Annotated in this window: 14 protein-coding genes and 1 riboswitch; of the genes, 5 read left to right on the forward strand and 9 right to left on the reverse strand. The window is 65.0% G+C overall.

Annotated features, from left to right (window positions below; all coding sequences use genetic code 11):
- Positions 1–662: 662 nt before the first annotated feature.
- A complete protein-coding gene (locus B8991_RS12345; protein WP_084353300.1) occupies positions 663–878 on the reverse strand; it encodes a DUF1127 domain-containing protein in 216 nt (71 codons plus the stop codon).
- A gap of 225 nt (positions 879–1103) precedes the next feature.
- On the opposite strand from B8991_RS12345, the gene B8991_RS12350 reads away from it, so the two are divergent.
- Positions 1104–2174, forward strand: a complete 1071-nt coding sequence (locus B8991_RS12350; protein WP_084353301.1) for an Mrp/NBP35 family ATP-binding protein — start codon at positions 1104–1106, stop codon at positions 2172–2174.
- Positions 2175–2238: 64 nt separating this feature from the next.
- Here the strand turns inward: B8991_RS12350 and tolA are convergent, their stop codons facing one another.
- From tolA to B8991_RS12390, 8 genes are read right to left on the reverse strand one after another with little or no spacing between them, the layout of a single operon-like run.
- Positions 2239–3279: a cell envelope integrity protein TolA gene (tolA, locus tag B8991_RS12355; protein WP_084353302.1), complete on the reverse strand. Its 1041-nt coding sequence runs from the start codon at positions 3277–3279 to the stop codon at positions 2239–2241.
- A gap of 34 nt (positions 3280–3313) precedes the next feature.
- A complete protein-coding gene (locus B8991_RS12360) occupies positions 3314–3694 on the reverse strand; it encodes an ExbD/TolR family protein (RefSeq protein ID WP_084353303.1) in 381 nt (126 codons plus the stop codon).
- A gap of 25 nt (positions 3695–3719) precedes the next feature.
- A complete protein-coding gene (locus tag B8991_RS12365) occupies positions 3720–4097 on the reverse strand; it encodes an ExbD/TolR family protein (protein ID WP_084353304.1) in 378 nt (125 codons plus the stop codon).
- On the reverse strand, positions 4097–4720 hold the full coding sequence (locus tag B8991_RS12370) for a MotA/TolQ/ExbB proton channel family protein (RefSeq protein ID WP_084353305.1): 624 nt from the start codon (positions 4718–4720) through the stop codon (positions 4097–4099). Before B8991_RS12370 ends, B8991_RS12365 begins: the two co-directional genes overlap by 1 nt.
- Before the next feature lie 22 nt (positions 4721–4742).
- Positions 4743–5501 carry an ABC transporter ATP-binding protein gene (locus B8991_RS12375; RefSeq protein WP_084353306.1) on the reverse strand — a complete coding sequence of 253 codons (759 nt, stop codon included), beginning with the start codon at positions 5499–5501 and terminating at the stop codon, positions 4743–4745.
- On the reverse strand, positions 5498–6487 hold the full coding sequence (locus tag B8991_RS12380) for a FecCD family ABC transporter permease (protein WP_084353307.1): 990 nt from the start codon (positions 6485–6487) through the stop codon (positions 5498–5500). The genes B8991_RS12375 and B8991_RS12380 overlap by 4 nt, the downstream gene beginning before the upstream one ends.
- Positions 6484–7311: an ABC transporter substrate-binding protein gene (locus B8991_RS12385; RefSeq protein ID WP_235866619.1), complete on the reverse strand. Its 828-nt coding sequence runs from the start codon at positions 7309–7311 to the stop codon at positions 6484–6486. Before B8991_RS12385 ends, B8991_RS12380 begins: the two co-directional genes overlap by 4 nt.
- On the reverse strand, positions 7298–9100 hold the full coding sequence (locus B8991_RS12390; RefSeq protein WP_084353309.1) for a TonB-dependent receptor plug domain-containing protein: 1803 nt from the start codon (positions 9098–9100) through the stop codon (positions 7298–7300). Before B8991_RS12390 ends, B8991_RS12385 begins: the two co-directional genes overlap by 14 nt.
- Before the next feature lie 140 nt (positions 9101–9240).
- Positions 9241–9449: riboswitch (cobalamin riboswitch) on the reverse strand.
- Between the two features lie 670 nt (positions 9450–10119).
- Between B8991_RS12390 and mraZ the strand changes: the two genes are divergently transcribed.
- Genes mraZ through B8991_RS12410 form a run of 4 tightly spaced genes read left to right on the forward strand, consistent with a single transcriptional unit; the run spans position 10120 to position 13738 of the window.
- The gene (gene mraZ, locus B8991_RS12395; protein ID WP_084353310.1) at positions 10120–10623 is read left to right on the forward strand and encodes a division/cell wall cluster transcriptional repressor MraZ; all 504 of its coding nucleotides are present in this window, start codon (positions 10120–10122) and stop codon (positions 10621–10623) included.
- A 3-nt stretch (positions 10624–10626) separates the two neighbouring features.
- Entirely contained in the window at positions 10627–11613 is a 987-nt protein-coding gene (gene rsmH, locus B8991_RS12400; RefSeq protein WP_084353311.1) for a 16S rRNA (cytosine(1402)-N(4))-methyltransferase RsmH, read from the forward strand.
- Positions 11613–11957 (forward strand): cell division protein FtsL, encoded by a 345-nt coding sequence (ftsL, locus tag B8991_RS12405; protein WP_179141487.1) that lies wholly within the window; start codon positions 11613–11615, stop codon positions 11955–11957. Before rsmH ends, ftsL begins: the two co-directional genes overlap by 1 nt.
- On the forward strand, positions 11954–13738 hold the full coding sequence (locus tag B8991_RS12410) for a peptidoglycan D,D-transpeptidase FtsI family protein (protein ID WP_084353313.1): 1785 nt from the start codon (positions 11954–11956) through the stop codon (positions 13736–13738). Before ftsL ends, B8991_RS12410 begins: the two co-directional genes overlap by 4 nt.
- Positions 13739–13772 lie beyond the last annotated feature (34 nt).

The following is a 13772-nucleotide window of genomic DNA, read 5'->3' on the forward strand; positions in this document are numbered from 1 at the left end:
CCAGGGAGGAGGAGAGGAGTGCCGCCGCTCTCGTTACGGTTGACGCCAGGGAGGAGGAGAGGCGTCTTCCGAACTATGCTGGGCCATCTGGGCCCGAATACGGTTGAGCAGCGACACTCCAGGGAGGAGGAGAGGAGTGCCGCCGCTCTCGTTACGGTTGACGCCAGGGAGGAGGAGAGGCGTCTTCCGAACTATGCTGGGCCATCTGGGCCCGAATACGGTTGAGCAGCGACACTCCAGGGAGGAGGAGAGGAGTGCCGCCGCTCTCGTTACGGTTGACGCCAGGGAGGAGGAGAGGCGTCTTCCGAACTATGCTGGGCCATCTGGGCCCGAATACGGTTGAGCAGCGACACTCCAGGGAGGAGGAGAGGAGTGCCGCCGCTCTCGTTACGGTTGACGCCAGGGAGGAGGAGAGGCGTCTTCCGAACTGTGCTGGGCCATCTGGGCCCGAATACGGTTGAGCAGCGACACTCCAGGGAGGAGGAGAGGAGTGCCGCCGCTCTCGTTACGGTTGACGCCAGGGAGGAGGAGAGGCGTCTTCCGAACTGTGTCGGACCGTTTGGGCCCGGAATTCCGGACGACGATCTCCGGGAGGATGGAGACCGTCGCCAGTTACGAAAGGCTCAGGGAGGAGGAAAAGCCTTTCGATCCTTGAAACTTGTTCAGACCTCGTATGCGGCCTGGTAGGCGATCCGGTTCAGCGAGCTGCGGTTCAAGCCCAGATCTTCGAGTTCGCGGGTCGACAGCGATTGCAGCTCTGTCAATGTGCGCTTGTAGACGCGACGGCGTTCGAACCGGGTGCGGATGGTGTCCAGAGCGTCGCCGACGCGTGCAGCGAATGCGCTTTGAGTGTTTGATGTGTGCGTTGCGTATGCCATTGTGATGCTCATTTTCGTGTGTTGTTGTTCGTTTCGTTGACACCAAGATAGGCGTATGCTGCAGATGCACAATACCCCAATGGTCAATGCTGCTATGCAGCAATTGCATAGTGGAGGCTGACGTAACGTCATAAAATATTGTGATTTTTTTGTGGTTGTCGGGTTAGGGTTGTGTTCGCTCGCAAAGCTGCCACCTTCGGCAGCAACGATGATGGAGAATTGAGCATGAATGAAATTCGCGATGAAGTAGAGCGGGTTTTGGCAGGACTCGCCTTGCCGGATGGCGGCGATCTTTTTTCGAGCGATATGGTGCGCGCATTGAGTGTCGATGGTGGCACCGTGCGGTTTGTCATCGAGGCCCCAAGCCCCGAAGTCGCGCGTCACATGGAGCCTTTGCGCCGCGCGGCCGAGGAAGCTGTGACGCGGATCGAGGGTGTGACCTCGGCCAGTGTTGCGCTGACGGCGCATGGACCGGCGGAAAAGACGCCGCCGCCCAGTCTGAAATTCGGCGGTCATGCCAAGCCGCAATCACAGCCGATGAACCCTCCCGGCGTGGATCGGATCCTTGTCATCGGTTCCGGCAAGGGCGGTGTGGGCAAATCCACGGTCTCGGCCAACCTTGCCGTGGCGCTGGCGCGTTCGGGTCGGCGCGTGGGGCTGCTGGACGCGGATATATACGGACCCAGCCAGCCGCGCATGATGGGGATCAACAAGCGCCCGGCCTCGCCCGACGGCAAGACGATCATTCCCTTGCACGCGCATGGCGTCACCCTGATGTCCATCGGGTTCATGCTGGAGGAAGGCAAGGCCGCTGTCTGGCGCGGGCCGATGCTGATGGGCGCGATGCAGCAGATGATGACTCAGGTGCAATGGGGCGAACTGGACGTGCTGCTCGTCGATCTGCCCCCCGGCACCGGGGATGTGCAATTGACGCTGGGCCAGAAGGCCGATCTGACCGGGGCATTGATCGTCTCCACCCCGCAGGATGTGGCGCTGCTGGATGCGCGCAAGGCCATCGATATGTTCCAAACGCTTAAGGTGCCGATCCTCGGCATGATCGAGAACATGTCCACCTATATCTGCCCCTCCTGCGGGCATGAGGCGCATCTGTTCGGGCAGGGGGGTGTCGCGGCAGAGGCGGCAAAGCTGGGCGTGCCCCTGTTGGGATCGCTGCCCGTCGATCTGGACACGCGCCTGTCGGGCGACGCGGGCAAGCCGATTGCAGCAGGCGACGGGCCGGTGGCGCAGGCCTTTGCGCAGCTGGCGGACCGTCTGGTCAAAGACGGGATCGCCTGACCGGGCGCTACCTGCCGAACCGGGTGCCGTCCGCTGAATCGGATGCCGCCTGCTGATCCGGGCGCTACCGGCGGAAGGCCAACGGGATCTGGAAGAAATACGCCGCATCCGTCAGCTCTGACGGGGCGGCGGGCAGGCGGGCGCGATTGACCGCGCGCAAGGCCGCCTGATCCAGCGTGTCATCGCCGGAGCCGCGCGCGATGCTGGCACCCACGACCCGGCCTTGCCGCGTCACCTTTATCTTCACGACAACCGTTCCGCTGGCGCGGGTGCCGCGCGGATAGCGCTGGGCGCGAGCGATGCGCTGGCCGACCTGTGCATCCCAGCGGGCCTTGGCGTTGGCAATCTGTGCGGTGCTGGCGCGTTGCTGTTGCGGCGCGGTTTTGCCTGCACCGGCGGCGGTCTGCGCCGCGCGCCCGGCGGAGGGTGCTTGCGGGGGCGCAGAGCTTGCGGGCCTGCGCGGGGACTCTTTTGTCGTGCTCTTTTGCGACTCTGTCGGGGGCGTGGCGCGGGCCGGGCGCGCTTGCGGACGCTGTGACACGCTGGGCGCATGGCCACGGGGTTGAGGGGGTGCCGCGCTGTCCACTTGTGGCAAGGCCGCGGTGTCGCGTTGTTCGGGCGGGCGCGGCGCGGCTGGCGGTCTTGGCAGCGCCTGGGGCGCGGCTTCTGGCAGATCCGGCAGGCCAATTGCGGGCGCTGCTGGCGCGCGCAGCCCCGGCGGGGCGTCGCTGTCCAATGCCGCGGGGGCGGGCGATCTTGTGTCCAGCACCGGAGCTTTGTCCCCGGCAGGATCATACGGCGCGTCCGGGCGCGGTGCCATGGCAGGCGCGGGCAGGGCCGGTTGCGTCTCCGGTGCAGCGTCGACCGCCGGCGCGTCGGGCAGGTCCATGGGCGTCGAGGTTTCCGGCGGCGCATCCCAGCGGTCCAGCATCCCGGCCATGCTGGGCGGCAGGGCGGCAAGCGTCACGCTGTCACTGCCTTGGTCGCCCGTCTGCGGTGCGGCGGATTGCTCTGGCGACAGGTAGTCGCCGACCCAGAAAAAGCCCGCCGCGTGCAGTGCGGTGGCCAGCGATAGCGCCGCCGCGGTTTCCAGCACGCCCCTCATCGGTCAAGGCCGAAGCGGCAAGCGGCGGGCCGGGTCACGGCGCGGCCTCGGTGACGACGGAAACCTGCTGGACGCCAAGCCGGGTAAGGCGGGTCAGCAAGGCGGCGAGCGCCTGCGCGGGTGCGTCGCGATCGGCCCGGAGCAGTACCGACGCACCCGATGCGGCAGCGGTTTCGGCCTCTGCGCCGCGCAACGTGCCAAAGGCGATCCGGCCGTCGCTGGCAAGGTAGAGCGTGTTGCCTTGCTCTGCCGCCGTTTCACTGGCGCTTTGCGGCAAGGTCAGGGGCAGCGGATCGGGCGGGGTCAGGCTGGCGGTCATCAGAAAGAAGATCAGCAGCAGGAACACTACGTTGATCATCGGCACGACCGGTTCGCACGTCGCGCGCCGGGGGGTGGGGGGCAGAAGGCGGGTCATGGCAGGGCTTTGCGGTCTGATCTGCTCATTTCGCCACCACCAGCGATGTCAGACCAGCGGCGCGCAGCAGGTCCATCAGGTCCAGCATGTCCTGAACCGATGCGCCCTCGCCGCCACGCAGGATCACCGGCGCATCGGGCGTGGGCATCAGCGGGGCGAGGGCATCCGTCAGCGCGCCCTGCGCCACCGGAATGCCGTTGAGGCTGAGGCCGGTGGCATTGATCTCGACCAGCCGTGGCGGGCCGGTCCAACCGTCACCCGCGCCGCCCACATCCAGCGGCACCGCGTTTTCGCCGCCAAACCGCGCGGCAAGCATGAAGAAGACCAGCAGCAGGAACACCACGTCGATCATCGGTGTCAGGCTGGGCTTGCGGCGGCGTGGGGGGGCGGCGAGGGACAACATCAGGTGCGCGGTCCGGTGGTGAAGATGCGGGTGGCGGCGTCCTCCATATCATGGGACAGGCGTTCGGCGATGCTGTCGAACCATGACAGGGCAACGCCTGCGGGGATGGCCACGGCCATGCCTGCGGCGGTGGTCAGCAGCGCCTCCCATATGCCGCCTGCCAGGGCTGCGGGATCGGCGCGGCTGCCAGTGTCTTGCAGGGCCTGAAACGCCTCGATCATGCCCAGAACCGTGCCGAGCAGGCCAAGGAGCGGCGCGATGGTGGCGATCAGTTCCAATGCGCGCAGCCCGGTGCGCGCCTCGATCAGGGCGGCGCGGGCGACGCGGGCGGTTTCCTCGCGGGCGGGGTCGGGGGCCACGCCGCCTGTGAGCGCCCGCATCGCGGCATGGGCCACGCGGGCGCGCAGGCCGGGGCGGCCGGACAGGTGGTCGCGGGCGGCGTCGCGCTGACCGTCAGACCAGAGCGTCAGGGCGGACTCGACCCGCGCGCGCCGCCATGCGCCCAGCACCGACAGGCGCCACAGCTTCCACAGGATCAGCGCCAGCGTGACCACGGACAGCGCCGCGATGACCCAAAGCGCGGGACCGCCGCGCGACAGGAGGGGGGTGATCTGGCCTAGCATCGCAGTGGCTCCTTCGGGGCAGTCATGGCAGGACGTCCAGCGGTTGGAAGAGCGGCCCGTGATCGGTGTTGATCATCCGCGCCTCGAGGTGAAAGACACGGGCGATATTCTCGGCCGTCAGCACATCGGCGGGGGGGCCGTCGGCCACGAGCAGCCCGTCGCCCAGCAAGATCAGCCGTGTGCAATAGCGCGCTGCGAGGTTGAGGTCGTGGAGTGAGGCCAGCACCGCGCGACCTTCGCGCGTCAGCTGCCTGAACACCCGCAGCGTGGCGATCTGAGCTGCCGGGTCAAGCCCGGCAGAGGGTTCGTCCGCCATCAGCAGGGGCGTTTCCTGCGCCAGCGCGCGGGCGATGAGAACCCGCGCCTGCTCGCCACCGGACAGTTCCGTCGCCAGCCGGTCCCTGAAGGCGGTCAGCCCCATGCGGGTCAAGGCGGCCTCGACGGCGGTTCGGTCGGCGTCGCGCAGCCTTGTGCCGCGTGGTAGATGCGGCAGGCGACCAAGGGCCACCAGCGCCTCGACCGTGACGGGCCAAGCGATCTCTCGCTTCTGGGGCAGCCATGCGGCGGTGGCGGCACGGTCGCGTGCGGGCATCTCGGCAAGGCTGCTGCGGCCTTGGTGTGCCAACAGGCCAAGGGCGGCGCGCATCAGCGTTGTCTTGCCCGCACCGTTCGGGCCGATCAGGCCGACGCATTCGCCGGGGCCGATCGAGAAGGACACGCGATTCACCACCGGACGGTCGCCGCGCCGGACGGTCAGGGCACGAAGCGTGAGCAGGGTCATGCCATTTCCCTCCGCGTCTTGTAGATCAGATGCAGGAAGAGCGGCGCGCCGATCAGCGCCATGACAACGCCAAGCTTCAGGTCGCGATCGGGCAGGATCAGCCGTACGGCAAGGTCGGCGGCCAGCACCATCGCCGCGCCGCCAAGCGCCGAGGCCCAGAGCAGCGTTGACGGGCGCGCGCCGGTCAGCGGGCGCAGGATATGCGGCACGATCAGGCCGACAAAGCCGACAGCGCCTGCCACGGCCGTTGCGGCCCCCACGGCGGCGGCGGTGCCCGCCAAAAGGGTCAGGCGCAGGCGCGATAGCGGAATGCCCATCGCCTGCGCCGCATCCTCGCCCAGTGTCAGCGCGTCCAGCCCCCGGCCCAGCGTGAACAGCGCGGCCCAGCCCAGCAACATCAGGGGTGCGGCCAGCGCCACATGCGCCATCGAGCGGTCAGCGACGGAGCCCATCATCCAGAACATGATTTCCGACGCGGCATAGGGGTTGGGCGACAGGTTCAGCACCAGTGCCGTGAACGCGCCTGCGAGTGCCGAGATCGCGATGCCTGCCAGGATCAGCGTCAGCGACGATCCTCGCGGGCCGGCGAGGGCGAGGATCAGCAGGACCGCAGCGAAGGCAAAGCCAAGGGCCATCAGTGGCAAGACCAGCGCAAAACCCGCCGCCAGCCCGGTTTGCAGCGCGATCACTGCGCCCAGGGCGGCGGACCCGGACACGCCGATCAGTCCGGGTTCGGCCAGCGGGTTGCGCAGATAGCCCTGCATCGCAGCACCCGACAGGCCCAGCGAGGCACCGACCATCGCCGCCAGCAGCGCACGCGGCAGGCGGATCTGCGTCAGGATCAACGTGGTCAGCTCTTCGCCCTGACCGGCCAGCGCGCGCAGCGCATCCATCGGGCCAATCGCGGCGTGACCCAGAAACATCGAGGCGGCGAACAGCGCCAGCACAAGCAGGCTGAGCAAGGCGGCGAGGATGCGGGGGCTCATTGCGCGGCCTCCCAATCCAGCCGCAGGGCGCGCATCTGCGCCACGGCATCCAGTATATAATGTGTCTCGCAGGTCCATTTGGCGCCATCGTCGATCCGCCGCAGCGCGCCGGTGGCGGCAAGGGCGGGGTGGTCGAGCAATTCGGTGGCGCGCGCATGGCCGCCATAGGGTGCGCCGATCAGGATCAGATCGGGTTGCGCCAGCAGCAGTTCTTCCAGATGCAGGCGGCCCCCGAAAGGCAGGCCCAACTCGGCGGCGATATTGCGAAAGCCCGCGGCGCGCAGCACATCGCCTGCAAGCGTGTCAGTGCCGGTCGTGGTGCCAAGCGCCTGATACATGACAACGCGCGGGGTGGTGTCGGGGGTTTCCGTCAGGGCGGCCAGCCGGGCGTCAAAAGCCGCGATCAGCGCGGTGGCGGCGACCTCGCGTCCCAGCAACGCCCCCATCCGCGCCAGGTTGTCGCGCACATCCGCAAGCGAGTTCGCAGGCGCGAAGCGTTCCACGCGCACGCCCAGCCGTTCCAGCATCTCGACGGTGGCGCGGGTGGTGTAGGTGCCCGCCAGCACCAGATCGGGAGCGCGCAGAAAGACATCCTCGGCGCTGCCATCGGTGACGGGCCAGCCCTCGGCCTGTTCGGCCATCGCGGATGTGCGCGGGTCCGACGCCAGCTTGGAGACCGCCATCAATTGGCCGGGACCGGAAAGCAGCATCGCCATCTGGTCGGTGCAGACGTTCAGAGACACGACCCGCTGCGGGGCCGCGAGCGCCGCCGCGCCGGAAAGAACCAGCGCGGCGACAAACGATATGAGCCTAGAAGGACGCACGGATCCCGACATAGGCGGCACGACCGGAGGTCTCGTAGCCCGGAATTGGCTCGTATTCGCGGTCGAACAGGTTTTCGACGCGGACATAGGCATCAATGCCATTGTCGAAGGCGTAGCCCAGCTGCGCGTTGACCACGGTGTAATTTGCCACATCCTCGGGCGTGAAACCCGTGCCGAAGGTTGCGGGCAAGTCAGCGCGACGTTGCAGGCTGGCCGACGCGCTGATCCGGTCGGTGATGTCCGCGGCAACGCCAAGGTCAAGCGCATAGCGCGGCACACGCTGAAGCGGATCGTTGTCGGAGTCGCGCGCATCGGTGTAGGTGAATGCGCCGGTCAATGTCACCCGGTCAGAAATCGGCAGGAGGCCCGAAAGCTCAACCCCTTTGGACACGGATGTGCCTTCAACCTGATTATAGGCAGTGGTGTACTGGATGAGATCGTCGATCTCGGTATAGAACAGCGTCGCCGTCACCTCTGCGCCGTTTGCAAAGGTCTTTTCCAGCCCCAGATCGAAGCTGCGGCTTTTCTCCGGGTCAAGGTTCGGGTTCGCGCCGAAGCCGCCGAACAGCTCGTTCAGGGACGGGGCGCGGAAGCCGTTGGCCAGCGTCGAGCGGATGGTAAGGTCATCGCGCAGCCGCCAGTTCAATGCGGCACGTCCGGTGGTGAAACCGCCGAATTGCAGGTTGTCGTCATGGCGAACGGACAGGGCCAGATCCAGATCGGGCGTCGCCGCGTATTGAACCTCGCCAAAGAGGCCGCGCACCACAACCTCGTCATCGGTGAAGCTTTCAGCGGTTTCGCGGGTCCAGTCGGCCCCGAAGGACACGGTCAGGGCGTCGGTCGCGGTCCAGGTTCCGTTATAGCCGACCTTGTCGCGTTCGCCTTCATAAGCCTGAATGAAGGACAGCGGCGTGTCGCGATCCACGGTAAAGCGGGACATGTCGAATTCGTGATGCACGGCACCGGTATCGGCCTCGACATAGGCGCGCAGGCCCCGTTGTTGCGTGTCGCCGGTGCTGGCACCGGGGTCGTAGTCAAACTCGGAATCGAAGGCGAAGCCAGTCAGGCCAACTTTGATATCCGGCGTGACGCGGTAATAGGCGTCGAACGTGTATTGGCCGCCGGCAAAGCCGTCTTCCTCATCGTCATTGGAGTAGGCGCTGATGCCGTCGGTGCGCACCCGCGAGGCGGTGACCGCGAACCCTGCATTGTCGGTCGCGATACCGTAGCTCAGCGTGCCGCGCGCGGTTCCGTAAGACCCGGCTTCGATCGCGACAGAGCCTTCGCGGCCCGGTTCTTCGGGGGCTTGGGCGGCGGTGATGGCGATGACGCCTGCCACGGCCTCGGACCCGTATAAGGCCGATTGCGCGCCTTTGACGACCTCGACCCGGCTGATGCCACCGAGCAGCGTATTCTTCCAGTCAAAGCTGGTCTGGGTGGCGGATGGGTCGGAAATGTCGATGCCGTTCAGCAGAACCGGGGCGTATTTCTGGTCAAGCCCGCGCAGGCGGACGTAGTTTGCACCGCTATATGAAAGACCGCCCGGCCCGTCGGGCTGGGTAAAGGTGACGCCAGCCGTGCCGGAGATGATCGAAGACAGCGACGCGCTGGGCGTGTCGGCAATATCATCCTTGTCGATGACATCCACGGAAGCGCCTGTGCGCGACAGCGGCAGGCTGGATTGGTTGGCATAAACGGTGATCGTGTCGAGGATGGTGTAGTCCTGCGCCATTGCGGGCAGGGCGAGGCCGATCGCCAGCAGGGAGGCCGGGGCGAGGGTTTGTTTCATGGACGATCCTTTCCAGATCGAAGCGGCGCAATCCGGGCACCGGCGCTTTATGTCTGGCTCGGGAAAGGGGTGCCCTTCCGCGAACGGTGAAGGTCTGTCACCGCAACGGAGAACCGTTATCCCGGCGCCCCCCGCGCCCGAATAGGGTGATCTTCCCGGCAGGTCTCCTGGCTTGCGGGTCGTCGCTTGGCCGGGCCTTCCCGTGGGTGCGCACACACCACAGTGACATCATCCGACCGCGCTCGCCGCTCACAGTTGCGGGGGCAGCCGCGGAATAAGGGCATGCCCCGCACCGCGTTCCCTCTTCGTCGGACGTTTGACAGCCCGAACCGAGATACGAACGCTCTACTGCGCAGGCATTTTCAAGGCAAGAGTGGAATTATAAGGGCGAAAGAAGGCTGTCAGACGGGATTGCATGGGACGGATGGGAATTCATGCCGCCAACAGGGGGATTCCGCGCAAAAGCGACAGATGCAGCCACGATTCGTGGCGATGGCTGGGCCAGCGCTGTGTGAAAGCGGTCACCAGTCGAGAAAAAATCGACAAACTCATGGGAAAAACGCGGCGCGGTTTGGGCGCTATATCTGGTGTGTAGTTTCTGTCCATCCGCTACAAATCGCGTCCAGTTTTGCAGGATGGCAACGATATGTTGTTTTGTAGGGGTGTGGAAAACTAGATACGGTGGCTCAGGACCATAAATTCCTATTGATCGCCATCAATTCCCATAGTATCCCTGTAAGCACGATGAGGGACGGGACGAAGGGGCACACAAAGAACCCCGAAACATTCTCCCAACAAAAACAAGAACGGCAGGTTTCATACAGGCTCCGCCTTTCATCGTGACCAAAGATCCGGCGCGCGAGCGAGCAGACATCCCCCCAGATGGCGCGTGTAGCTGGACATATCCGCACAAAGCGGGACGAGGGTGGCGGGTTGATCAGTGGCAGCAGATCAGCCCGCCCTTTCGCGTTTAGGGGCCGGGAAAACCGGGTGGGGCAATCGAAGGAAGCGGCAGGGCAGTGGGTCGCAGGTTCAGAGGCGAAAGCCAACTCAAGGTAGATGCGAAAGGCAGGGTGTCCATCCCGGCCTCTTTTCGTCGTGTGCTGGAAGAGTGCGACCCGAACTGGACCGAAGGGCTGAACCCCGAGCTTGTGATTGTCTATGGCGACCATCGCCGCAAATTTCTGGAATGCTACACGATCGAGGCCATCGAAGAGGTGGACAGCAAGATCGACGCAAAGCCGCGCGGATCGCGGCAACGCCGGATTCTGCAACAGCTTTTCCAGGGCCAGTCCCATCCCACCAATGTCGACGAGACCGGGCGTCTGGTCCTGCCTGCCAAGCTGCGCCAGAAGATCGGCCTTGACGGGCAGGCGTTTTTCATTGGCGCGGGCGATACGTTCCAGATCTGGAATCCCGAAACCTTTGAGCGGGAAGAACTGGCCAAGACCGAAGAATTCCTGGACGAGCTGCCCGACGATTTCGATCCGCTGAGTTTCCTGGAAGATGAAGGAGGCGCGTAAAAGATGCCACCCGCCGCCCCGCCTTCTGCCCCGCATATCCCGGTCTTGCTGCGCCCGCTTCTGCGGGCGGTTTCGCCTGTAGAAGGCATCTGGATTGACGGCACCTTCGGTGCGGGCGGCTATGCGCGCGGGCTGTTGGAGGCTGGTGCCGATCAGGTCATCGGCATTGACCGCGACCCGATGGTTTTTGACATGGCCGGGGACTGGGCGGCGGAATACGGCGACAAGCTGCGGCTGGTCGAGGCGAATTTCGCCGATATGGATAAACATGCCGAGGGCGTCGACGGCGTGGTGCTGGATCTGGGCGTGTCCTCGATGCAGCTGGATCTGGCCGAGCGTGGCTTTTCCTTCATGCGCGACGGGCCGCTGGATATGCGGATGGGGGTCACGGGCGACAGCGCCGCCGATCTGGTGAACAGTGCCGAAGAGGTCGATCTGGCCGATATTCTGTATACTTACGGCGAAGAGCGCGCCTCTCGTCGCATAGCCCGTGCGATTGTCCGCGAACGCGAAAAAGAGCCGATCACCCGGACGCTGCAACTGGCCGGGATCATCGAGGGCTGCCTGCCACGGCAGAAGCCGGGACAGTCGCATCCCGCCACACGCAGCTTTCAGGCGCTGCGGATTGCGGTGAATGATGAATATGGCGCGCTGTATCAGGGGTTGCTGGCGGCGGAACGGGTGCTGAGGCCCGGCGGCTGGCTGGCGGTTGTCAGCTTTCATTCCATTGAGGACCGCATGGTCAAGCGTTTCTTTCAGGCGCGCGGCGGGGCGCTGGGCAATGCCAACCGTTTCGCGCCCGAGGTCGAAGCGCCGGACCCGCAATTCAAGATTGCCAACCGCAAGGCCATCGGCGCCGATCCCGAAGAGCTGGATGTCAATCCGCGTGCGCGCAGCGCCTTGTTGCGGGTGGCCACGCGGACGGACGCACCTGCGGGCGAGATCGACGCCAAATCCATTGCCATGCCATTGCTGAAAGGAGCGAGATAATGCGTAGCCTGTTTTTTGTGCTGACCGCGCTTTCCGTGATCGGGTTGGCCTTCTGGGCCTATCACGAGAATTACAAGACGCAGGAGGCGCTGTCGAATGCCGAACGCCTGCAACACAAGATCGGGTCCGCGCGCGCGCGCCTGGCCGTGCTGAAGGCCGAATGGGCCTATCTCAACCGTCCCGACAGGCTGCGCGATCTGGCCGAGGTCAACTTTGAAAGCTTGGGGCTTTTGCCGCTGCGCCCGGATCAGTTTGGTCGCGTCGATCAGGTGTCCTATCCGCAGCGTGCCGCGGTGATTGACGAACAGGCGATCACGGTGGCCAGCTCGGGAGAGGACGAATGAACCGGACCGCGCTGCGCCCTCTCGCCCGTATTCTCGAAGCCCGCAGCCGGGGCGAAAACCCCGATGCCATTGAACGCGAAAACCTGCGCATCCGCCACGAGCAGATGCGCGACCGGTCCCGCACCCGCGCCGAGGGGCGGCTGTTGGTGCTGGGCGTGATGTTTTTCTGCGCATTTTCGGTGATCGGTGCCCGCATGGGCGTCTTGTCGGCCTCCGAGGCGAGCGAGCCACGCGCACAGGCCGCGGGCGCGTCGATCATCGCGCAGCGCGCCGATATTGTGGACCGTCGTGGCCGCATTCTTGCGACCAATATGGAAACCCACTCTCTCTATGCGCATCCGCAGCAGATGGTTGAACCGGAACGCGCCGCCAAGGCTTTGGCCGGGATCTTTCCGGATCTTAAGGAAGAGCGCCTGATCAAGGATTTTTCGGGCAAGCGCAAATTCGTCTGGGTGAAAAAGAAGATCAGCCCCGAACAACAACAGGCCGTGCATGATATTGGCGAGCCGGGCTTGCTGTTCGGCCCGCGCGAGATGCGGCTGTTTCCCAACGGGTCCATCGCCAGCCACGTTCTGGGGGGCGCTGGATTTGGCCGTGAAGGCGTGCATTCGGCAGAGGTGATCGGCACTGCCGGGGTTGAGAAATATTTTGACGATGTGCTGCGTGATCCGGCCCGCGAAGGCGCACCGCTGGAACTGTCGCTGGATTTGACCGTTCAAGCGGCGACCGAGCGCGTGCTGTACGGCGGCATGAAGCTGATGAATGCCAAGGGTGCCGCCTCGGTCCTGATGGATGTGCATACCGGCGAGGTGATTGCCATTGCCAGCCTGCCGGATTTCGACCCCAATGACCGCCCGCGCCCCCCGACCGAAGGCAACCCGTCCGACAGCCCGCTGTTCAACCGCGCGGTGCAGGGGGTGTACGAGCTTGGCTCTACCTTCAAGATCTTCGCGACGGCACAGGCGATGGAACTGGGCCTCGTTAGTCCCGAAACGATGATCGACATCCGTGGTCCTCTGCGTTGGGGTCGGCACCGAATCCGCGATTTTCACAATTACGGCAAAGAGTTGTCGGTCACCAAGGTGATCGTGAAGTCGTCGAATATCGGCACCGCACGGATTGCCCAGATGATCGGGGTAGAGCGTCAGAAGCAGTTCCTTGAAGCGCTGGGGTTCTTCAAGACAACCGGATTGGAAATGGTGGAATCGAAAGGCGGCAAGCCTTTGCTGCCGCCGCAATGGTCGGAATTGTCCACCATGACGATTTCTTACGGTCACGGGCTGTCCGCGACGCCTCTGCATCTGGCGGCGGGCTATGCCGCGATTGCAAATGGCGGCTATCAGATCACGCCGACCTTGCTGAAACAGTCCGGCTCGCAGCTTGGTCCGCGGATCATGCGCCCCGAGGTTTCCGCACGCTCGCGTGCCATGCTGCGCAAGGTGGTGACCGAGGGCACGGCCAGCTTCGGCGAGGTTCCGGGCTATGCGGTTGCGGGCAAGACCGGCACCGCTGACAAGCCCAAGGAACGCGGGGGCGGCTATTACAAGGACAAGGTGATCGCGACATTCGCCGCGATGTTCCCCGCGCATGATCCGAAATACGTGCTGGTGGTGACGCTGGACGAGCCGTCCGAGAACTCTGGCGACAAGCCGCGCCGCACCGCCGGGTGGACCGCTGTTCCCGTCGCGGCCGAGATGATCGGTCGGATCGCGCCGCTTCTGGGCATGGCACCCGAGGTTGAGCCGGGACAGCTTGCTGGTATAACGCTGACGTCCAATTGACGCAGCGCCTGCCCTTGTCATGCGCGGCTGCCGG

Source organism: Primorskyibacter flagellatus, from assembly GCF_900176485.1.
Classification (GTDB): domain Bacteria; phylum Pseudomonadota; class Alphaproteobacteria; order Rhodobacterales; family Rhodobacteraceae; genus Primorskyibacter; species Primorskyibacter flagellatus.